The sequence below is a fragment of the Halomonas sp. AOP27-A1-41 genome (genome assembly GCF_052378605.1).
Lineage (GTDB): Bacteria > Pseudomonadota > Gammaproteobacteria > Pseudomonadales > Halomonadaceae > Vreelandella > Vreelandella citrativorans.
In genome coordinates this window covers 41646-63564 of sequence record NZ_JBQSXT010000006.1, presented here as the reverse complement: position 1 = coordinate 63564, position 21919 = coordinate 41646, and the positions used below count along the sequence as shown (strand labels likewise).

At 54.1% G+C, this 21919-nt stretch carries 19 protein-coding genes and 1 tRNA gene; 9 read left to right on the top strand and 11 right to left on the bottom strand.

All coding sequences use genetic code 11. The features are described from left to right. Positions 1-10: 10 nt before the first annotated feature. The gene (locus ACT3TC_RS06055) at positions 11-1195 is read right to left on the bottom strand and encodes an NAD(P)/FAD-dependent oxidoreductase (protein WP_444639482.1); all 1185 of its coding nucleotides are present in this window, start codon (positions 1193-1195) and stop codon (positions 11-13) included. Between the two features lie 133 nt (positions 1196-1328). On the opposite strand from ACT3TC_RS06055, the gene ACT3TC_RS06050 reads away from it, so the two are divergent. Both ACT3TC_RS06050 and ACT3TC_RS06045 read left to right on the top strand, forming a co-directional pair. Continuing rightward, complete coding sequence (locus tag ACT3TC_RS06050; RefSeq protein ID WP_441678811.1) at positions 1329-2408, top strand: efflux RND transporter periplasmic adaptor subunit; 1080 nt, start codon at positions 1329-1331, stop codon at positions 2406-2408. Then, a complete protein-coding gene (locus ACT3TC_RS06045; protein WP_444639481.1) occupies positions 2408-5515 on the top strand; it encodes an efflux RND transporter permease subunit in 3108 nt (1035 codons plus the stop codon). Before ACT3TC_RS06050 ends, ACT3TC_RS06045 begins: the two co-directional genes overlap by 1 nt. Before the next feature lie 104 nt (positions 5516-5619). Here the strand turns inward: ACT3TC_RS06045 and ACT3TC_RS06040 are convergent, their stop codons facing one another. Beyond that, the gene (locus ACT3TC_RS06040; RefSeq protein ID WP_172117113.1) at positions 5620-6048 is read right to left on the bottom strand and encodes a DUF3617 domain-containing protein; all 429 of its coding nucleotides are present in this window, start codon (positions 6046-6048) and stop codon (positions 5620-5622) included. Positions 6049-6184: 136 nt separating this feature from the next. On the opposite strand from ACT3TC_RS06040, the gene ACT3TC_RS06035 reads away from it, so the two are divergent. Continuing rightward, positions 6185-6394, top strand: a complete 210-nt coding sequence (locus ACT3TC_RS06035) for a CPXCG motif-containing cysteine-rich protein (protein WP_087106752.1) — start codon at positions 6185-6187, stop codon at positions 6392-6394. Positions 6395-6412: 18 nt separating this feature from the next. Here the strand turns inward: ACT3TC_RS06035 and ACT3TC_RS06030 are convergent, their stop codons facing one another. From ACT3TC_RS06030 to ACT3TC_RS06015, 4 genes are all read right to left on the bottom strand, one after another. After that, a complete protein-coding gene (locus tag ACT3TC_RS06030; RefSeq protein ID WP_444639480.1) occupies positions 6413-7234 on the bottom strand; it encodes an ABC transporter permease subunit in 822 nt (273 codons plus the stop codon). Next, the gene (locus tag ACT3TC_RS06025) at positions 7231-8142 is read right to left on the bottom strand and encodes an ABC transporter permease subunit (RefSeq protein WP_444639479.1); all 912 of its coding nucleotides are present in this window, start codon (positions 8140-8142) and stop codon (positions 7231-7233) included. The genes ACT3TC_RS06030 and ACT3TC_RS06025 overlap by 4 nt, the downstream gene beginning before the upstream one ends. Positions 8143-8176: 34 nt before the next feature. Next, entirely contained in the window at positions 8177-9394 is a 1218-nt protein-coding gene (potA, locus tag ACT3TC_RS06020; RefSeq protein ID WP_444639478.1) for a polyamine ABC transporter ATP-binding protein, read from the bottom strand. A 94-nt stretch (positions 9395-9488) separates the two neighbouring features. Next, entirely contained in the window at positions 9489-10592 is a 1104-nt protein-coding gene (locus ACT3TC_RS06015) for a polyamine ABC transporter substrate-binding protein (protein ID WP_444639477.1), read from the bottom strand. A 358-nt stretch (positions 10593-10950) separates the two neighbouring features. On the opposite strand from ACT3TC_RS06015, the gene ahpC reads away from it, so the two are divergent. Together ahpC and ahpF are read left to right on the top strand one after the other, a co-directional pair. After that, the gene (gene ahpC / locus ACT3TC_RS06010; protein ID WP_444639476.1) at positions 10951-11514 is read left to right on the top strand and encodes an alkyl hydroperoxide reductase subunit C; all 564 of its coding nucleotides are present in this window, start codon (positions 10951-10953) and stop codon (positions 11512-11514) included. 232 nt (positions 11515-11746) lie between these two features. Next, on the top strand, positions 11747-13303 hold the full coding sequence (ahpF, locus tag ACT3TC_RS06005; RefSeq protein ID WP_444639475.1) for an alkyl hydroperoxide reductase subunit F: 1557 nt from the start codon (positions 11747-11749) through the stop codon (positions 13301-13303). A 278-nt stretch (positions 13304-13581) separates the two neighbouring features. Here ahpF and ACT3TC_RS06000 read toward each other — a convergent pair whose 3' ends face one another. Genes ACT3TC_RS06000 through hemA form a run of 5 tightly spaced genes read right to left on the bottom strand, consistent with a single transcriptional unit; the run spans position 13582 to position 18135 of the window. Continuing rightward, positions 13582-14355, bottom strand: coding sequence for a HesA/MoeB/ThiF family protein (locus ACT3TC_RS06000; protein ID WP_444639474.1), 774 nt, complete (start codon positions 14353-14355; stop codon positions 13582-13584). A gap of 4 nt (positions 14356-14359) precedes the next feature. Further along, complete coding sequence (locus ACT3TC_RS05995; RefSeq protein ID WP_087106768.1) at positions 14360-14860, bottom strand: Lrp/AsnC ligand binding domain-containing protein; 501 nt, start codon at positions 14858-14860, stop codon at positions 14360-14362. A 31-nt stretch (positions 14861-14891) separates the two neighbouring features. Next, positions 14892-15740, bottom strand: coding sequence for a peptide chain release factor N(5)-glutamine methyltransferase (gene prmC, locus ACT3TC_RS05990; RefSeq protein ID WP_444639473.1), 849 nt, complete (start codon positions 15738-15740; stop codon positions 14892-14894). Continuing rightward, complete coding sequence (gene prfA, locus ACT3TC_RS05985) at positions 15740-16828, bottom strand: peptide chain release factor 1 (protein WP_172117122.1); 1089 nt, start codon at positions 16826-16828, stop codon at positions 15740-15742. Before prfA ends, prmC begins: the two co-directional genes overlap by 1 nt. Beyond that, entirely contained in the window at positions 16825-18135 is a 1311-nt protein-coding gene (gene hemA / locus ACT3TC_RS05980) for a glutamyl-tRNA reductase (protein WP_172117123.1), read from the bottom strand. Before hemA ends, prfA begins: the two co-directional genes overlap by 4 nt. Before the next feature lie 246 nt (positions 18136-18381). Between hemA and ACT3TC_RS05975 the strand changes: the two genes are divergently transcribed. The 4 genes from ACT3TC_RS05975 to ACT3TC_RS05960 all read left to right on the top strand — a co-directional run bounded on the left by ACT3TC_RS05975 (position 18382) and on the right by ACT3TC_RS05960 (position 21908). After that, on the top strand, positions 18382-20160 hold the full coding sequence (locus tag ACT3TC_RS05975) for a tetratricopeptide repeat protein (protein WP_444639472.1): 1779 nt from the start codon (positions 18382-18384) through the stop codon (positions 20158-20160). 82 nt (positions 20161-20242) lie between these two features. After that, positions 20243-20884, top strand: coding sequence for a lipoprotein insertase outer membrane protein LolB (lolB, locus tag ACT3TC_RS05970; protein WP_444639471.1), 642 nt, complete (start codon positions 20243-20245; stop codon positions 20882-20884). A gap of 55 nt (positions 20885-20939) precedes the next feature. Next, positions 20940-21803, top strand: a complete 864-nt coding sequence (gene ispE / locus ACT3TC_RS05965; RefSeq protein ID WP_444639470.1) for a 4-(cytidine 5'-diphospho)-2-C-methyl-D-erythritol kinase — start codon at positions 20940-20942, stop codon at positions 21801-21803. A gap of 30 nt (positions 21804-21833) precedes the next feature. Further along, positions 21834-21908: transfer RNA gene (locus ACT3TC_RS05960), tRNA-Gln, on the top strand. Positions 21909-21919 lie beyond the last annotated feature (11 nt).

The window sequence follows — 21919 nt, the reverse complement described above, 5'->3', positions numbered from 1 at the left end:
CACATGCGGCCTAGCAAGCTTGCCCACAAGCAACCCCACTCGCCCACGCCCACTGAAAGTTATACCCTCCAAGCTCACCAGTCACGTCCAGCACTTCTCCTATAAAGCGCAGTTGAGGCACATCTTTTACCTCAAACGATTTCGATGAGATAGCGTCTGTATTGACCCCGCCCATGGTTACCTCTGCCGTACGCCACCCTTCAGTGCCCGCTGGTTTAAGCTGCCATTGGTTAAGCCGATAGGCCCATTGATCTACTTCATCGTTACTGTATTGAGCAAGCGGCGCTGCCTGATTCGAGTCTGGGTACCACTCTAAAAGTGCCTGAGCAAAGCGTTTGGGAAAGCGCTCTCCCAACCAGGTGGATAGCTGACGTTTGGGCGTTGTTTGACGCGCCTCACGCAGTGACGCGGCGGTATCCTCGCCCGGCAATGTATCAATTTCTATGGATGAGCCGGGTTGCCATACGCTGGATATCTGTAGCATAGAGGGGCCCGACAAGCCCCGGTGCGTGAACAGCATCGGCTCAACAAACCGCCGCCCTGCACAGCTCACCGCGACAGGCAAGCTGAGTCCGGAAAGCGCAGCACTGCGCTCCTTCCAGAAATCACTCAGGGCAAAAGGCACTAGCCCAGGTCGAGTAGGTAACACGTCCAAGCCAAACTGGCGTGCCAGCTCATAACCAAACCCGGTGGCGCCCATCGTGGGAATCGACAAGCCACCGCTCGCCACCACTACAATCCCAGCATCAATGCTCCCCATGGATGTCATCAGGCGCATGGCGTCGCCTTGCCTGGCGACTTTATTGATCTGGGTGTTTAGCGCTATTTCCACACCCGCCCACTCGCACTCTGTCCATAGCACTCGCACAATCTCTTTAGCCGACGTTGCACAGAATAGCTGTCCAGGGGCTTTTTCCACGTACTCGACGCCATGCCGGTCAACCAGTTCTACAAAGTGTTCCGGCCGATAGCGCTTAAGCGCGGAAATACAAAAATACGGATTTTCAGAGTAAAAATGCTGAGGTGTGGTGCCAAGATTGGTAAAGTTGCAGCGGCCACCGCCGGACATCAGTATCTTCTTACCTGCCTTGTTGGCGTGGTCGAGTACCAGCACGCGTCGGCCTGCATAGCCAGCCTGTGCAGCGCACATTAGGCCTGCAGCACCGGCGCCGATAACCACGACATCATAAACCATAGAGAATTGCTCTTGGGGGGAGAAGACCCGCATTTTAACAGTTCAAGACCAAGAGAAAATGTTTCTTCACGTTTCATGACATCATATAAGAGTGCTAACCAGGGTTACCCCCACGCCTGATACCGAGAAACCTATGTCCGCGTATGCCCGACCGTATTTGCTTGTTTTGCTCTTTGTTTTACTCTCAAGCCCCGCCCAAGGGCAAACCGCAGCGCAGCCTGCACCTTCTGTAATTGGCAGCCGCGCAGAAATAATGACGTGGTCTGACCCACTGGAAGCCTTGGGCACCCTGCGTGCCGATGAGAGCGTTACGCTTTCTGCGACGGTTACCGATATTGTGGCCGAGATCAATTTTGAGGATGGCGCCCAGGTTGAACAGGGGCAAGTACTGATTCGCCTGGACGATGCCGAAGAGCAAGCCCAGTTGCGCTCAGCTCAAGCCATCAGTGACGAACGAAGTAACACGCTTGGTCGTACCATCCAGCTACAGGAACGCAACCTGGCCGCTCGGGCGGACCTGGAAGACTTTCAAGCACAGCTTCGCCAAGCGCAAGCCAATACACAGGTTATCGAAGCGCGGCTTACCAACTACCAAATCAAAGCGCCGTTCAGCGGCCGCGTGGGGTTGCGTAGCCTTAGTACCGGCACACTGGTAACGCCCGGCATGGAATTGGTAACGCTCGACAAGCTGGATGTGATGAAGCTTGATTTTAGCGTTCCTGAACGCTTTCTAAGCCGCCTTTCAATCGGGCTACCGCTCAGTGCTACGACAGCCGCCTACCCCGACGATAGTTTTACTGGCGACATTGCCAGTATCGATACACGCATTGACCCTATCTCGCGAAGCGTTAACGTGCGAGCCGTGCTTGAAAACCCCGATATGCGCCTTCGGCCGGGTATGTTGATGGAAGTGGTCGTTCAACAGCGCGTACGCGATGCCATCGTGCTGCCCGAAGCGGCACTCGAACCCAGTGGCGACCAACACTATGTCATGGTGATTGACCAAAGTGGCCCTACCCCGCGCCTTGAAAGGCACAGCGTAGTGATAGGTGAGCGGCGCTACGGGCAGGTAGAAATTCTTGAAGGCGTTGAAGCAGGCGACCTGGTGGTGGTTCACGGCTTGCAACTGGCAAGAGACGGGCTGGAAGTGCGTTTACTGGGCATCGTGGACGATGAAACGAGTATTCGCGCCTTATTGGAGGCCGATCGCTAATGCGTCTATCGGACATTTCCGTACAGCGACCCGTGCTTGCCATGGTCATCGCCGCGCTGATCATTGCCTTTGGCTTACTGGCGCTTAATCGGCTTCCTCTGCAAGAGTATCCCACCGTGGATCCTCCCATCGTCAGTATTGATACCCGCTACCCGGGTGCGTCCGCCGATGTCGTCGAAACGCGCATTACCCAAGTATTGGAAGACCGAATTGCAGGCGTCGAGGGCATTGAGTTAATTACTTCCCGTAGCGAAGATGGCCGATCGCGCATTGAAATTGAGTTTGGCATTGAAATGGATATCAACGCGGCGGCGAATGATATCCGTGACCGAATTTCGGGTGCCTTGCGTAACCTGCCCGACGATGCCGACGCTCCGGAAGTCACCAAGGCTGATAGCAGCGAAGAGATCGTGGTATGGCTAAGCCTCTCGGGCGCCGACTACTCAATTACCGAGCTTACGGATTACGCCAACCGCTTTCTGGTTGACAGCCTGTCTGTGCAACCGGGCGTTGCCCGCGTTCGTATCGGCGGTGGCCGGGATTACGCCATGCGTGTATGGCTGGACCGCAATGCGCTTGCCGCTCGCGGCCTGACCGTCGGCGATATTGAAGATGCCCTGCGCGCCGAAAACGTTGAGCTACCGGCAGGCTCCATCGAATCACAAGACCGCCAGTTTATCGTTCGCCTCCCGCGCAGCTTTGCAACCGCCGATGACTTTAAACGCCTGGCTCTAAATCAATATGATAATGGCTATCTAGTACGACTGGACGACGTTGCCCGGGTTGAGGTCGGCTCGGTTGAAGATCGCTCCGTATTTCGCGCCAATGGTATTCCGATGGTCGGGCTTGGCATCGTTATGCAGTCGACCGCCAATGTCGTTGAGCTTTCAAGTGCAGTGCGGCATGAGTTGGAACGTCTTCAAGAAACGCTACCCGAGGGCATGACGCTTGGCCTAACCCATGATGCCTCGGTCTTTGTTTCCGGTGCCATTAAACAAGTCGTGATGACCCTGTTTATTGCCATGGGCCTGGTCGTCGTAGTGATCTTTTTATTCCTCGGTAATCTGCGGACCACGCTGGTGCCTGCCGTTACCGTTCCTATTGCGGTCATTGGGGCTTTTACCGCGCTTGCCGTAATGAACTTTTCAATCAACTTGCTCACTCTGCTGGCGCTGGTGTTGGCGATTGGTTTGATTGTTGATGATGCCATTGTGGTACTGGAAAATATCAATCGCCGCATGCACGACTATGGTGAAACGCCGCTGGTAGCCGCTTTTAGAGGAACACGCCAGATCGCGTTTGCGGTTATTGCCACCACGCTGGTGTTGGTCGCGGTATTTGTTCCGTTAAGCATGCTGCAGGGCGACATTGGTCGGCTCTTTTCCGAGTTTGCCCTCACGATGGCGGCAGCCGTTGTTTTCTCGACACTCCTGGCGCTTACCTTAACCCCCATGATGGCGTCCAAGATTCTTAAACCCGGCATGCACGACAGCGCCGTGGGTAAAGGTGTCCAGTGGCTACTGGGTATTACTCAGCGACGTTACCAGCGTATCCTTGAGTGGCTACTTGCACGCAGTTGGATAGTTGTCGGGGTATTTGCGCTGTTGATCGCCATGACGGCATGGCTAACCACCGAGCTACCCAATGAGTACACCCCACAAGAGGATCGTGGCAACTTTATCGTATTGGTGAATGGCCCTGAAGGCGCTACCTTCGATTACATGATGGACTACATGGATGAAATCGAAGCACGACTGGCTCCCCTGATAGAAACGGGTGAGCTTGAACGTGTGGTCGTACGTGCGCCACGCGGCTTTGGCAATATCGAGAATTTTAACGGCGGTTTTGTCATCATCAATATGGCCGATTGGGGCAGCCGCCGCAGCGCATGGGAAGTAATGGATGACGTGCGAGCGCTGCTAAGGCCGCTGCCCGGCGTTCAGGCATTCCCCGTTATGCGCCAGGGCTTTGGCCAACGCACACAAAAGCCTGTGCAGTTTGTGATTGGCGGCGGTAATTACGCAGAACTCGCTCGCTGGCGCACCCTGCTGATGGACTATGTGCGGGAGGATAACCCACGCATTACGGCGCTTGAAAGCAACTATAACGAGACCCAGCCACAGCTCAGTGTCGAGATTAACTATGAGCGAGCAGCAGCATTGGGCGTAACGATTACCGAAATAGGCCGTACGCTTGAAGTGCTGTTAGGCGGTCGCAACGTTACCCGCTACGTGGATAACGGCGAAGAGTACGACGTGATTATCGAAGGTGATCGCGATCGGCAGAACAGCCCCCGCGCCCTGGATAATATACAGGTACGCTCGGCACGCTCTGGTGAACTAATCCCTCTCGCAAGCCTTGTGACGCTTACCGACGTTGCTGGCGCCAGCACGTTAAACCGCTTTGACCGTATTCGAGCCATTACCATCGAGGCCAACCTGGCTGACGGCTACCCGCTTGGGGAGGCGCTTGCATATCTACAAGCTACCGCCGACACGCTGTTGCCCGAAGAAGCACAAACCAACGTGGCAGGCCCTTCACGTGATTTTCAGCAGGCAAGTGGCGCGACCACCTTTCTGCTGATATTAGGCGCTATCGTGGTATTTCTAGTGCTAGCCGCACAGTTTGAAAGCCTTATCCACCCCTTGGTCATTATGTTGACCGTACCGCTCGCGATGAGCGGCGCCCTATTGGCGCTTTTGCTAAGCGGGCAGTCGCTTAACATTTATAGTCAGGTTGGCCTGGTACTATTGATTGGTCTAGCTGCTAAAAATGGTATTTTGATCGTCGAGTTTGCCAACCAGCTACGTGATGAGGGCAAAGCCTTTCGTACAGCGCTCATTCAAGCCTCCGTCACCCGGCTACGACCTATTTTGATGACCGCAATCACCACCATGGCCGGTGCCATACCACTGATTATTTCAAGCGGGCCAGGCGCTGAATCCCGCCTGGTGATTGGCACGGTGATAATGGCAGGCGTTGGTGCGGCGACACTGTTCACGCTGTTTGTAGTGCCGGTTGCATACGACCTTTTGGCACGCCATACCGGCTCCCCCGGTGCGGTTAAACGGCGTCTGGAAGAGGAAATTTCCGACTCCGCCGGTTAGCGACGTGTTGCTGCTTTTCTCTCTAGAGGTAAAGAAAGGCTATCGGTCAAAAAAAGGGCGCCTCTTCAAAAAGAGGCGCCCTTTTCAGGCATCAACGCAAGTGATTATTCACACTCACCTACACGCTGACCTTCAATAGCGGTATTCATGGTCAGCTCGCCCATTGGCGACTGAGTGAGAATATCAACGCTGCCGCTGATTTGCTCGCCCATAAAGCTCATATCGCCATCGATATTGGCTTCACCACCCTCTGCGCGACATACCATGCTGTAAGAGAGACCATCAGCACTCATTTCCTGGTTGAGAAGCTCGCAGCCATCTTCTTCTTCAATAAACCCAAACTCGGCGCCTTCAAGGTCATCCTGAGTAATACATTGACGCTCGGTTTCCGTTTGATCCGGAATATCCATGTCGCCACTGATGCTGGTCACGCTGACGAACTCCCACTCGCCTGGGGTAACATTCGGTGTTTCCGCCAAGGCGACCATCGGGAAGGCCAAAGTGGCCGCTACTACCATGTTTCGTAACATCATCGTTTCTCTCTTTAGCACGTTGAAAAACAGTCCGTGGAAAACCGCGTATATCCTACCTGATTCATCACCGCCATGCCCGGCTTCGCGCAGACTGCTACACTGCCGCCAAGCTCCAAACTTTTAAAGGTAGCTGCTTATGCACGATGATGCCCTGGTAAACCACGATTTTAACTGCCCCTATTGCGATGCGCCTCTGACGTTTGTCATCGATACATCTCAAGGCAGCCACGCCACGTGGGAAGATTGCCATCAATGCTGTGCGCCTATTCAGCTTGAAATCATCATCTCGCCCATGACCGGCGAACTTGAAGCCGTGTTAACCGGCCGAGACGATGACGTTTTCTAGCCAAGCGCCTCCTTGTTGCTAATTTATTTGCCGCTTGGCTTCGCTACGACGCATCAGGTACCACGCCCAAAACGTCACCAGCGATACCGTCAAAATAATCAGCGTCGCCAGCGCGTTAATTTTAGGCGATACGCCCATGCGAACAGATGAAAACACCACCATGGGTAACGTATTGGCGCCAGGGCCTGACACGAAGCTTGCGATGACCAGGTCATCCAACGACAGAGTGAAGGCGAGCAGCCAGCCCGCCGCCAGCGCAGGGGCAATAATGGGTAGCGTGATAAAAAAGAACGTTTTAAGCGGTGGTGAACCTAAATCCATTGCCGCCTCTTCTATCGAGCTATCCAACTCGCGCAGCCGTGCCGCCACTACAATGGCAACGTAAGCGCTGCAAAAGGTGGTATGCGCAATCCAGATAGTGCCTACACCGCGGTCGGCGGGCCAGCCTGTCAGCTGTGCCATTTGAACAAATAACAGTAGCAGCGACAGCCCGGTAATGACCTCGGGCATGACAAGGGGTGCCGTTACCATGCTGGAAAGTGCCGTTTTTCCACGGAAGTGACCAAAGCGCGTCATTACAAACGCCGCGACCGTTCCCAAACATACCGCCATGCTCGCGGCAAAAAACGCGATTTTTAGACTCGTCCATACTGCCGAAAGAATTTGTTGGTCCTGGAACAGCGCCCCGTACCACTGGGTTGAAAAACCCGCCCACACGGTAACGAGCCTGGAAGAGTTGAAGGAGTACACCACCAACACCGCCATCGGCAGATAAAGAAACACCAGGCCGAGTATCAGCATCACGGTTGAAAAATGCGGCCGCCGTCGTACTACGCTCATTCTTCAAGCCCCCGAGACTGGTAACGGTGAAACCAAACAATCGGTATTAGCAGCAGCAGTAACATCACCATTGCCAGCGCCGAGGCAACAGGCCAATCGCGATTAAGGAAAAACTCCTCCCAAAGTACCTTACCAATCATCAGCGTATCCGGGCCGCCCAATAGCTCGGGAATAACAAACTCGCCCACGGCCGGGATAAATACCAGCATTGACCCCGCAATAATTCCCCCCATCGAAAGGGGCAGCGTTACCTTGATAAAAGTATTGAGTTTACGTGACCCAAGGTCCGAAGCGGCCTCCAGTAGTGAATTATCCAGCCGGGCTAGATGGGCATAAAGCGGCAGCACCATAAAGGGAAGATAGGCATAGACAATACCTATCACCACGGCAAACTGCGTGTTCATCATTCGTAAAGGCGTATCGATCAGACCCAGCCCTATCAGTAGATTATTGATAAGACCGCTGTTACTTAAAATCCCCATCCAGGCATACACGCGAATCAAAAACGAGGTCCAGGAGGGCAACATTACCAGCAACAACAACAGAAGCTGCCAGCGTGCTGGGGCACGAGCCATGGCGTATGCCATCGGGTAGCCGATCAACAAACAGGCCACGGTTGAGATAAACGCCGTTTTTACAGACCCCCAATAGGCAGCTGCATACAGCGAATCGGAGAGCAAAAACAGATAGTTGCCCACGTTTAGAAAGATATGCAGGGTCTGGTTGGTATACTCAAGCAGCGGCCCATAAGGAGGGATCGCCACAACACCTTCCGACAAACTGATCTTCAGTACTAGGGCAAAGGGCAGCAAAAAAAACAGCAGTAGCCATACAAGCGGCAAGGCAATCACCGCCCGACGCCCTAACTGTAAGCGTTTGAACAGGGCAGTGAGTTGAGATGGCATCATCGCAAGCAATCTCCCAAGTAGCCAGAAAGGGCCATTAGCGGTTCAACACGATGGCACTGTGGTCTTCCCAGTAGACATACACACTGTCTTCCCAGGTTGGCCGGTCACCTCGCCGTTCGGTATTCGCCATGCTGACCTTAATCAACTGACCCGAGGCGGTGCGTACGTAGTAAAGCGAAAAACCACCCAGGTAGGCGATATCGTGGACTTTACCCTCTGCCCAATTGTAGTCAGACGAGGGTTTTTCACGCGTTAGCCAGATTTTTTCCGGACGCAGCGCGGCCCATACCCGCCGATCAACCGCTTGAGTTGTGATGCCGTGGTCGATATAAATGGGGCGCTCAAGCTCAGGCGATACGATTTGGCAGTGGTCAGCGGCATCTTCCACAATCTCGCCTTCAAACAGGTTCACCGTACCGACAAATTCCGCCACCATACGGCTGGCTGGGCTTTCGTATACATCGACCGGCGAGCCGACCTGCTCAATCCAGCCATCGGCCATAATGGCGACACGATCCGCCATGGTCATGGCCTCTTCCTGATCGTGGGTCACCATAATGCAGGTCACGCCTACCTGCTCAATGATCTCGACCACTTCCAACTGCATTTCAGTACGCAGCTTTTTATCCAGCGCGCCCATGGGCTCATCAAGCAGCAACAGTTTTGGTCGCTTGGCGAGGGAGCGCGCCAGCGCCACCCGTTGACGCTGGCCACCGGAAAGCTGATGCGGCTTGCGCTTGGCAAAGCGCTCCATATGCACCAGTTTCAGCATTTGCGCCACGCGCGCATCTACTTCCGCCTTGGCAAGCTTGTCCTGTTTTAGCCCAAAGGCAATATTTTGCGCCACCGTCATGTGTGGAAATAGCGCATAGGATTGAAACATCATGTTAATCGGGCGCTTGTAGGGCGGGATCGCAGTAATGTCTTGACCGCCCAGCAAAATATGCCCGTCCGTGGGAGTTTCAAACCCGGCAAGCATACGCAACAGCGTCGACTTCCCCGAACCCGACCCGCCTAAAAGCGCAAAAATCTCACCACGCTTCACCTGTAAATTTACATTATCTACCGCCAAGGCCTCGTCAAAGCGCTTACATAAGCCTTTAACTTCTAGCACGATGTCTTCTGCAAACCGCGGTGTCTTGCCTTGTGGGCGTTGTATCGCCAAGCCAGACGCTGCCGCCTCGTTCACTGAAGGTTCGTTTGCCGAGGGTTCGCTCGCCGAATTTCCGTCCGACAGGGGCGTAGTGACCATTCGCCACTCCCATCAAAAGACCCGGAAAACCGGGCATTAAAAGATGAACAGCGAGACAGGCAAAAGGCCTGGCTCGCTGTCGGATGAGGTTAGCTTAACGGTCAGACTTTACACGGTTCCACACACGTGTACGGATACGTTGTACCGGCTGTGGCATGTCAAGCGCCACATACAGGTTTTGCATAACCTCGGCTTCGGGATAGATCGCCGGGTCATTCAGAATTTCTTCCGGAAGGTAAGCATCGGCCGCCGCATTGGGGTTGGCGTAGCTGACGTAATCGGTAATTTCTGCGGCAATTTCCGGGTCCAGGATAAAGTTAATAAAGGCATGGGCGTTTTCAGCATTGGGTGCGTCCGCCGGGACCGCCATAACATCAAACCACAAGGCGGCGCCTTCTTTAGGAATGCTATAGCCAATGTCAAAATCACGCCCTGCTTCCTCGGCACGCTCAGCAGCCTGGAATACATCGCCTGAATATCCGCCTGCCACACAAATATCGCCATTGGCCAAGTCGGATACGTAGCGTGAAGAGTGGAAATAGGTAATATCATCGCGCACGGCGCTAATCACTTCACCGGCGGCTTCAAAGTCTTCCGCGTTTTCGCTTAGCGGGTTCAGGCCCAGGTAAGCCATGGCCGCGGGCAGCATTTCCTCCCCCGTATCCAGCATTGAAATACCGCAACCCGCCTTTTTTAACGCGGAGGTAATTTCAGGGTCAAATAGCATTGCCCAACTATCGACCGGCGCATCATCGCCCAGGATTTCTTTCACGCGGTCAACATTGTAGCCAATACCGTTAGTGCCCCACATGTAAGGCACTGAGTAGTCGCCATCAGGGTCAATCGCGTCTAAATTTTCCATCAACTCGGTATTGAGATTTTCCAGGTTAGGTAACTGCTCTTTATCAAGTGCTTGATAAACGCCCGCTTGGCGTTGACGCGTAAAGAAGTGCGTAGAAGGCACCACTACGTCATACCCCGAACGGCCTGCCAGCAAGGCAGCGTCAAGCGTCTCATTACTATCATAAACATCGTAGGTAACATCAATGCCGGTACGCTCGGTGAATTTTTCAAGCGTTTCCGGTGCTATATAATCTGACCAGTTATATACCCGTACCTCATCGGCATGGGCGACTGTCGCCGCTGCGGCTAAAGAAACGGCCGCAACGGCCCCGGAAAGTTTGTGAATGTTCCCCATTTCGTGCTCCTCATTATCCAAAAACAGTTATTCAGCAGCGGTTATTCAAAAACAGCTCTTCAAAACAGTACCATCTAGATTAACGCCAGCCATCAGCCACTCGCCGTTAGCATAGGCTTTTCTACTGAACGTGCGAATTTTGCGTCGCAGCGGTCTCTATCGCAAGTCAATGTGAAAGATTCTTGCATTATAGTGGGCCTGCCCCCACTTCAAGGTCTGCGGAGCGTAGATAGGCTGCTGCATAATAGTAAAAGACTATACGCCAAATGGTGTTTTTCAATTTTAGCTATCAGGAAAATACCCCTACTATAGTCCTCAACATTTTCACCTTTATTCACAAGACACGGAGATAATCTGGATGTCCTTGATCAACACTGAAGTAAAACCGTTTAAAGCTACCGCCTATCTAGATGGCGAATTTATTGATGTCACCGAAGCTGACCTGAAGGGAAAATGGTCTGTATTCTTCTTCTATCCGGCTGACTTTACGTTTGTTTGCCCAACAGAGCTTGGCGACCTAGCCGACAACTACGAAGCCTTCAAAAAGCTGGGCGTTGAAATTTACAGCGTTTCAACCGATACCCACTTCACCCATAAAGCATGGCACGATAGCTCCGAAACGATCGGCAAGCTTCAGTACCCAATGCTGGCTGATCCCACGCTGCAAATCTCGCGTAACTTTGAAGTCCTGATTGAAGAAGCAGGCCTTGCAGAACGCGGCACGTTTGTTATCGATCCCGACGGTAAAGTTCAGATCGTTGAAATCAATGCGGGCAACATCGGTCGTAATGCCGAAGAGCTACTGCGCAAAGTTAAAGCTGCCCAGTATGTTCGTGAAAACCCCAACGAAGTATGCCCGGCCAAATGGAAAGAAGGCGAAGAAACACTCGCGCCCTCTTTAGACCTCGTTGGCAAAATCTAAACGGCGAGTGCTGCCATCTTCGTTATCTTAACCGCTCTTGAAGCGCCGCTTACGATAACGGCTTAACCAGATGGCAGCCTAACACCCGGGCTTTTTTCACCCGGGTGTTCTCTTTACATCGCGCTATTTGTTCTCCCTTTTATACCGATCTTCGCTGTGATTTTCACAAGCGCGGGCTAAATGTGGCTAAGGGTTGAGAACACCTTTTACAGATTACGAGGAATTCACTGTCATGTTGGACGCTAATTTAAAAAATCAGTTGAAAGCTTACTTGGAAAAAGTGACTCAACCGTTCGAGATCGTTGCGTCCCTTGATGACGGTGACAAGTCACGTGAACTTCACGGCCTGCTGGAAGATATCAACGGGCTGAGTGACATGATCACCCTGAAAACGGATGGTCAGGATAGCCGCACACCCTCTTTTGCGATCAACCGCACAGGTGAAGAGACGGGTGTAGTATTTGCCGGCATTCCCATGGGCCACGAGTTTACGTCGCTGGTTCTGGCACTGCTGCAAGTAGGCGGACACCCACCGAAAACCTCTGACGAGGTGCTTAACCAGATTAAAGCGCTCGAAGGCGACATGCTCTTTGAGACCTACTACTCGCTGTCCTGCCAGAACTGCCCCGATGTGGTTCAGGCGTTAAACCTGATGGCGATCTTTAACCCCAACGTCCGCCATGTGGCGATTGATGGGGCGCTCTTCCAGGACGAAGTTGAAGAGCGTGAAATTATGTCAGTGCCCAGTATTTATCTAAACGGTAAGCCGTTCGATCAGGGCCGCATGACCCTTGAGCAAATTCTAGCCAAAGTGGACACGGGCGCCGCCGACCGCGAAGCCAAAAAGCTAAGCACCAAAGCCGCATTCGATACGCTGGTGATCGGCGGTGGCCCCGCGGGTGCTGCGGCTGCCATTTATTCTGCCCGCAAAGGCATTAATACCGGTGTTGCGGCTGAGCGTTTTGGTGGCCAGGTAGCGGATACCATGAGTATCGAAAACTTTATTTCGGTCACTCATACAGAAGGTCCCAAGCTTGTTAGCGCGCTTGAAGAGCACGTCAAGGATTACGACGTTGATGTAATGAACTTGCAAACGGCAACTGCCTTTAAAGCCGCTGAGGCCGAAGGTGGCTTGCACGAAGTGACCTTTGAGTCAGGTGCAAAACTCAAGAGCAAAACACTGGTTCTGGCGACCGGAGCCCGTTGGCGCGAAATGAATGTCCCCGGCGAGCAGCAATACCGCAACAAAGGCGTTGCTTACTGCCCGCACTGCGACGGCCCGCTATTTAAAGGCAAGCGCGTCGCGGTTATTGGCGGCGGCAACTCTGGCGTTGAAGCTGCCATTGACTTGGCGGGCATCGTTGCTCACGTCACCCTTTTCGAATTTATGGGTGAAATGCGTGCCGATGCAGTACTGCAGAAAAAACTTAAGAGCCTGCCCAACGTGGACATTATCTTAAATGCTCAAACCACCGAAGTAACCGGTGACGGCAGCCGCGTTAATGGCCTGACCTACAAAGACCGCAACACAGATGAGACTACAAACATCGCGCTGGAAGGCATCTTTGTCCAGATTGGCCTGGTGCCAAATACCGAGTGGCTGAAAGGCTCGCCCATCGAAATGACGCCGCGTGGGGAGATCATCGTCGACTCTCACGGCATGACCTCGCTACCCGGCGTATTTGCCGCGGGTGATGTTACCACGGTGCCTTACAAGCAGATTATTATTGCCATGGGCGAAGGCGCAAAAGCCTCACTTGGCGCGTTTGATTACCTGATCCGTAACTAATCGCCAAGCACCAACACCAAAAAGCGGGTAGTGGTTTTCCACTACCCGCCTCCCCTATCCCTTTGACGTATAAGACCGTGACGTCATAACCGCTGCCCTACGTAATGTTATTCGGCCAAGGCTTGCCGATACCGAAGGCTCCAAGAAAATCCGGCTCTCTCCCCCTGGAGGCCGGATTTCTTTGTCTTTAACCCAGCAACCAGATAGTCGCAGCAACTCATCAAAAAAAGGGATTCTGAGCAGGACAACGCTTGCAGATGAACCAACTAATGCCTCTTCTACGAAACATCGTCCTGTTTAGGTATCACACTGCACACAGTGCAAGCCGGATCACGCGGTACGTTGAAGTGGCGCCACTGGCCTCGTAGGCCATCAAAGGTTGCAAGCCCTTGGTGGGTTTGCCCGGCGCCGCTTAGCAATTTGAACGCCTCAACGGCTTGAAAACATCCGATTAACCCCACCAACGGCGCCATCACACCACTTTCAGCGCAGCCAAGTGCCTCATCACCCATATCGTCCGGCGGGTAAAGGCAAGCATAGCAGGGGCAGTTTGGGTCACGGGGGCTAAACACCGCAAGCTGACCAGAAAAGCGAATGGCAGCACCTGACACCAACGGAACACCTACCTTTTGCGTGGCAGCATTGATGGCATAGCGGCTGGAAAAACGATCCGTACAATCCAGCACCACATCGGCAGCAGCAACGAGCTGCTCCAGGGCTCCACCCTCCGCATGTGTTTCAAGTGCTGTAATACGACAATCCGGGTTTAGTGCCTGCATACTGGCCTTGGCAGAAACCGCCTTGTTCTGCCCAATGCTTGCCTGCTGATGAGCAATTTGACGCTGAAGGTTAGATAACTCGACATGATCAGCATCTACAATCGTTATCTGCCCGACACCCGCAGCGGCCAGGTAAAGTGCCGCCGGCGAGCCCAACCCTCCCGCACCGATGATCAGAGCATGGGCACTACGCAAGCGCTCCTGCCCTTCAATATCCACTTCAGGCAGCATAATGTGGCGGCTGTAGCGCAGCAGTGTCTGATCATCCATCATCGACTTATTTGTCCTCAAAGTGCTCAACGTCGGGTACATGCAGGCTAAAGCTTTCTTTCACCTCTTCCATCACCACGTAACTTTTAGACTCTTTGACGCCGGGGAGCGTAAGCACCACGTCTCCTAATAGCTGACGGTAGGCGGCCATTTCTGGAATGCGGCATTTCAAGATGTAATCAAATTGACCAGAGACCAGATGGCACTCCTGGATTTGCGGCAGCTTTTCAACGGCTCGACGAAATTCATCAAATACGGCTGGCGATTGAGTTTCCAGGCTAATTTCAACAAAGACCAGTAAATTGGCTTTTAGCGCCTGGGGGTCAAGAATCGCTTGGTAGCCACGAATAATGCCCGCGCGCTCCAGGCGCTTGACACGCTCCAAACAAGGAGTTGTGGATAAACCAACCTCTGATGCCAAATCAACATAGGAAATACGTGCATTTTCCTGCAGGCAGCGCAGAATTTTAAGGTCGATACGGTCTAGCGTTCTATTTTTAGGTTTCATAGCAGGATCCACTACAGATAAGCCAGACGAGCTAGTAGCGCCCAAGGGTAATACGCTCATGCCCACCGAGGTCGCAAACACTTTCAACGTTTTGATAACCCGCATCCACCAGCGCTGCGCGCACTGAGGCTGCCTGACGATAGCCATGCTCTAGCAACAGCCATCCTGAGGCTGTTAAGTAGCGCCGCGCCGTGACCACTAAATGTATCAAATCGGCCAGCCCATCGCCCCCTGCCACCAGCGCACTCAGCGGCTCAAAGCGCACATCCCCTTGGTGCAAATGCGGATCGTCAGCGGCAATATACGGCGGATTACTCACAATAAGATCAAACCGCTCTACGGGTGTCGCATCCTGCTCAAAGGCAGCAAACCAATTGCTTTGCATGAACGCTACGTTATCGATCCCTAACGCGGCTGCGTTTCGCTGTGCCAAAGAAACCGCTTCTGAGCGAAGGTCGACACCAACCACCTGCCAACCAGGCTGCTCACTGGCAAAAGCCAGTGCAATGGCTCCGGTGCCCGTACCTAAATCCAGCAAGCGCCCGACGGGAGAGGCAACGTGGTTGAGCGCTGTTTCTACCAGCGTTTCGGTATCCGGCCGCGGTATTAGCGTCTCTTTTGAAGTGACCAACCGCAACCCCCAAAACTCTCGCTCACCGGTCAGGTAGGCCACTGGCTGCCCCTGAACACGCGCCGCCACCAGTGCATCAAAGCGCGCATGCTCCCACCCGGAACAAGCACGGTCGCCCCAGGTATACAGCCATGTGCGGTCCCGTTGAATTACGTGGGCAAGCAGGACATCGGCATCCAGGCGCGGCGAGGCTGAGCCGGCGGCTTTTAAGCGCTCTGCCGTGGCCTGTAGAAGCGCATCAAACGTCATTACGTGTCCTGAAGCGCCGATAGCTGTTCGGCTTGATACTCGTGGATCAAGGGCTCAATGACCTCATCCAACTGCTCGCCGCTCACCACTTCATTGAGCTTATAAAGCGTCAGGTTGATACGATGATCGGTAATTCGCCCCTGAGGGAAGTTGTAGGTACGGATACGTTCGCTACGATCACCAGAGCCTACCAGCGAGCGACGGGCATCCGCCTGCTCCTGACGTTGGCTATCGACCGCATTACGCTTCAATTTCGCGGCAAGCAGCGACATCGCCTTGGCCCGGTTTTTATGCTGACTACGCTCTTCCTGGCACTCAACCACTACGCCTGTCGGTATGTGGGTAATACGAATCGCTGAGTCGGTGGTGTTAACGTGCTGGCCACCGGCTCCACTTGAACGGTAGGTATCGACGCGTAAATCCGATGAATTAATATCGATATCGCCAACATCATCAACTTCAGGCATCACCGCCACGGTACATGCCGACGTATGAATACGCCCTTGAGATTCAGTAGCAGGAACGCGTTGCACCCGGTGAGCACCCGACTCAAATTTCAAACGCGCATAGACGCTATCCCCCTTAACGCGGGAAATAATCTCTTTATAGCCGCCCTGCTCGCCATGGTTGGTACTCACTACTTCGACGCGCCAGCCACGTTTTTCCGCATAGCGTGAGTACATACGAAATAGATCACCTGCAAAAATCGCGGCTTCATCACCACCGGTACCGGCACGTACTTCCAAAAACACGCCTCGGCCATCATCGGGGTCTTTAGGCACCAGCAAACGCTTTAGCTCAGTATCCAGTAGGTCTAGCTGCTCGCGCCCTTCACTGACTTCCATCTCGGCAAGCTCACGCATATCAGGATCATCGTCCCGGCTAAGCTGCTGGGCTGCCTCAATATCGTTTTCAACGCTGCGATAGCGCTGCCAAGCCGCTACCAGCTCATCCAGCTCGGCGTACTCACGTGAATAGTCGCGAAAACGCTGCTGATTATTAATGACCTCAGGGTCAGACAGCAGCATCGCCAGCTCTTCAAAACGTTCGGTAAAGCTATCGAGGCGTTGGCGCAAGGTATCTTTCATGCGGGCGTATTATCCTTCTGGCGGTTAGCCGTGGGCGCGGGCTTTTCAAAGGCGGGTTTAACAGGCAATAGTAAGCGTGGCGCGGCCTCCAGCAAGTCATGCTGCTCTTGCGAGGCGGCATCGCGTATTGCTTGCGTGGGCTGGTGCATTAAGCGATTAGCCAGTTGGTGAGCCAGCCGTTCAATCACTTTGGTTGGGTCTTCACCGCGCGCCAAGCGCTCCAACGCCTGATCGCGCGATTGATCGCGCAGGGTTTCGGCGTGCTGACGGTAATCGCGAATCAACTCGCCACCGTTACGAATACGTTTTTCATGCTGCCAACTACTGACACCGTGTTCAATCAGTGACTCGGCCTGATCAGCAGCTACTTGGCGATAGCGACGATTCTCTTCGATCACCTCTTCCAGATCATCGACCGTATAAAGGAATACATCGGCAAGCTCGCCTACTTCAGATTCAATATCCCGCGGCACGGCGATATCCACCATAAAAACCGGGCGGTGGCGACGCTTTTTAAGTGCGCTTTCAACCATCCCCTTACCTAAAATCGGCAGGGGGGATGCGGTGGAAGAGATAACGATATCGGCTTCTTCCAGCGCGGCCGGAATTTCAGACAGCGTAATCGCCTTACCGCCCAATCGCGAGGAGACAAGCTCAGCACGCTCACGTGTGCGGTTAGCCACAGTTAATTGACGTACACCGGCTTCATGTAGATGACGCGCGACCAGCTCGATGGTTTCACCCGCACCGATTAACAACGCCCGCGAACGACTAAAATCATCAAAAATTCGGCTAGCCATACTCACCGCAGCATAGGCCACCGAAACCGGATTTTTGCCAATCCCCGTTTCAGTACGTACCTGCTTGGCAATTGCAAAGGTATGTTGAAAAAGACGCTCAAGCTCGCCGCCTAACCCCTGCATTTGGCGCGCCTGTTGATAGGCATCTTTCAATTGCCCAAGTATTTGCGGCTCCCCCAAGACCATCGAATCCAGACCAACGGCCACACGCATTAAATGGCGCGCAGCGTCGTTGTCTAAATAGTGGTACGCGCAGCGGGTCAGCTCCTCAACACTCAAGTTATGAAAACGCCCTAGCCACTCAAGCACGGCTTGCTCGCCAGCAGCGTCCGTTACGCAATATAGTTCAGTGCGGTTGCAGGTGGAGAGCACCGCTGCTTCGCTAATATGTGACAGACCACGCAGTTGCTCCAGCGCGTGTTCTAACTGCGTCGGAGTGAAGGCTACCTGCTCGCGTACGGCCACACTGGCAGTACGGTGATTGATTCCCAAGGCAAGAAGCGTCATACGGTATGCGTCTTCGCTAGTGGTTCGGTCATCACGTTGCTATCGGTCTTGAAGTCTCAATGGTTTACGTCTTACGCTTAATTAGCGCAAGTCTGGGCAACGGCTGATCATTACTCAATTGCGCTTATCTACCAGCCTTTCAAGGCCGACTATTCTATCACAGCAGACTAACATCTGGCGTACATCACTTTGCCGCAGCCAGCCAAGCCGCTATGCTGAACGCTCGGCCACTAAAATGAGAGACGCATGCCCCTTCGCTCACTACAATTGGGTTCATCCCTACTTCCCTTGGCCGCCACCGTGGTATTCCTGAGCGGCTGCCAGTCAGCACCCTCTTATAAAGGCGGCTTGCCAGACCTGATAGCTTCTGACCCCATGCAGTCGGCCCCACCTATTACCCGAGGCCTGGACGCCGATGGTCTACGTACGCTGCTTACGGCGGAATTAGCGGGCCAACGTGGCGATTACCGCTCTGCCAGCCAAGGTTACCTGGAGGCATCGCAACGCTATAGCGCTCCGGCGCTGGCTGAACGCGCCACTTTTGCGGCTCGGTTTGGTGACGATGTAGCGTTAATGGAGGCATCCGCACTGCGTTGGCGTGAGCTGGCCCCCTCGGCAGAATCACCCAACCAGCTACTGGCCGCGATCTCTTTGCAGCGCGGTGACTGGCTGGACAGCCTTGAACAGCGGCTAGCGATCACTCAAGCAGGCGGCAATGGCGAGCTTGCGGCCTTCGTCGACATCGCTATCACGGAAGGGAGCGCACCGCTCAACTTACTGGCCCAATCAATGCGCGCCCACTTGGCTCAGCCCAGTGCAGAGCAGCTTGAGTATCATAGCGATGCTTTACTTGCCACTGCGCTACTTGAATCAGTGCTTGGCAATACCCGCCAAGCGCAAGCGTATCTGGACGACGTTGCAAAGCAAGCGCCAGAATCGGCGATGCTTTGGCTTGCCCAAGCACAACTGGCGCTCGAAGCTGGCGATCTACACACAGCCAGGCGAGCCGCGCAACACGGCGCCAGCATTGCCCCCGATGACGTACGGTTTACGCTGCTGCTGGCTCAAGCCGAAATTCGTTTGAATAATATTGCCGCTGCAGAAGCACAAACGGATGCGCTACTGGAAAGCCATGACGGAAACCAGCGCTTACGCTTGGCCCTAACGCAACTCTACCTTGAGGAAGGCTACAGCGAGCCTGCTTACCGCCTGCTGCAGCCTCTCACAAGTCAGGACAACGTTCCCGATCTTGCCTACTACCTGCTGGGCGCTATTACGCAGTCCCAGGGCGATACCGATAACGCACTGCTTTACTACCGCCAGGTAGGCGAGGGAGACGAGTTTTTACCCGCCCGTGCGGCAGCCGCTCGCATGTTGATTGATGATGACCGTGTAATGGATGCGCGGGCTTTTTTACGCATTGAGCGAATGCGCTATGAAAATTACTTTGACGACCTGGTCGCCCTTGAAGTGCAACTGCTGGACGAACTGAACGCGCCCGATGAAGCATTAGCGTTACTTGACCGCGAATTGGCGCGCACACCGGATGACGTTAACCTGCTTTATTTACGCGCCATGCGCTCCTGGCAGAGTGGCAACTTCCCAGGCATGGAGCAAGATTTACGTCAGCTTTTGCGTGTTGAACCCAACAACGCAAATGCCTTAAATGCACTGGGCTATACCTTGGCAGACCTTAACCTGCCAGGACACATGGAAGAAGCCCGCGAGCTGATTGAGCGCGCCTACGAAGAAGACCCCAGCAACCCAGCGATACTTGATAGCATGGGCTGGGTATATTTCCGGCTGGGCCAAAATGAAGAAGCGCTTGTCTGGCTTGAAAGTGCCTATAACCAGATGCCCGACCAGGAAGTGGCCGCTCATTTGGCCGAAGTCTTACATGCCCTTGGTCGTAGCGATGAGGCTCGCATGTTAATCCAACGGGCGCTTGATAGCACAACGCACCACCCCCAGGTTGACGAGTTACTTGAACGTCATCCTGAACTCACCCCGTCAGGCGCTCCCTAACGGGGCTGGCGCGTCTCTTTATGCTTGATACGCCATTAAGACGCTGTCATTACCCTTTCAACACATTGACATGGAGCCTGTTATGTTGAACACACTGCCCACTTTTATGCGCTTTACCAGCACCGCTCGCGCCCCTCGCCTCTTGCTTGCCAGCATAGTGTTACTGCTGCTTGCCGGGTGCGCGACGCAAGGCCCGATGGAAGAAGGTGGCCGCCAAGCAGGTCAATGGGAACGCCAGCAAGCGGATGTTGAAGCCTTTGATTCCTGGACGTTGATCGGCAAGGCAGGCCTTCGCACACCACAAGAGAATCAGAGCGCCAACCTGGACTGGAGCCAACACCCCCACTACTTTCGCATGCTGATCAGCGGGCCGTTTGGTGGGGGCCGCAGCGTACTTGAAGGTCGTGAAGGTCGCTTCTCGCTAACCACGGGTGATGGCCGCTTTGAAGCAGAAACACCGGAAGCACTGATGGAAGAGCAGTTAGGCTGGTCACTTCCGGTTAGCGCCATGCCTGACTGGGTGCGCGGCCTGCCCGGTGAACATGCAAGCTATCAGTTGGAAACCGACGAGCTGGGCTTCCCGCAGCACATGCAGCAGGATGGCTGGGAAATTGATTACCGCGACTGGGAAGAGGTTGAAGGTATGTGGCTACCTCGCCGCTTGGTGATGAACTATGACGATGTACGCATCACCCTGGTCGTTAACCAGTGGCGCTCTCAATAACGCTGTATGCGCCCGTTGAGTTGTCGCGCCTAATTCAAGTCACGTGAGAGCGTTAATGCCTGCTTCTTTAACACTACCCGCACCTGCGAAGCTCAATCGCATGCTGCACATTGTGGGCCGTCGCGACGACGGCTACCACGAATTGCAAACCCTATTTCAAATCGTTGACATCAGTGATCAGCTCACACTCACCCTGCGCGAAGACAGCGATATCACGCTCGCCACTCCGATAAACGGTGTGGCTCACGATGACAACTTGATGGTTCGCGCAGCCCGCCTGCTTCAGCGCTCAGCAGGCACGTCACCAAAAGCTATGCCGGGGGCTACGCTAACCATTGAGAAGAAGCTTCCCATGGGAGGCGGGCTGGGCGGGGGCAGCTCGAATGCTGCCACCGTATTACTGGGGTTAAACAAGCTGTGGCAATTAGGACTTTCAATGGAGGCATTAGCCAAGCTGGGCTTACAGCTTGGCGCCGATGTACCGGTCTTTATTTATGGGCACAGCGCCTGGGCTGAAGGGGTTGGTGAAAAGCTGACCTCCGTGACCTTGGATACGCCCTGGTTTGTGATTATTCACCCGAAAGTGAGCGTCTCAACCCCCCTAATCTTCCAGGACCCGGAATTGACACGCGACAGCCGCCCCATTACTATGGCGCGCGCACTGCAGGGGGGAGCGTCTGAATGGCGTAACGACTGCGAGGCCATCGTAAAAAAACGCTATCCGCTGGTGGCGGAAGCGCTTGATTGGCTCGCGCAGTATGCACCTGTTCGGCTGACTGGTACTGGCGCTTGTCTGTTTGCGACGTTTGCGTCTGAACAAACCGCACGTACAGTCGCTGAATTGGCAGGTCAACGCTGGCCGACATGGGTCGCATGCGGCCTGAACACCTCTCCCCTACAAGATGCTCTGGGCTGCTGAAAGCGCCCGGTCATCGCATTAGGTTATTGCTGGGGTATCGCCAAGTGGTAAGGCACCGGTTTTTGGTATCGGCATTCCCAGGTTCGAATCCTGGTACCCCAGCCAACCTGACATGA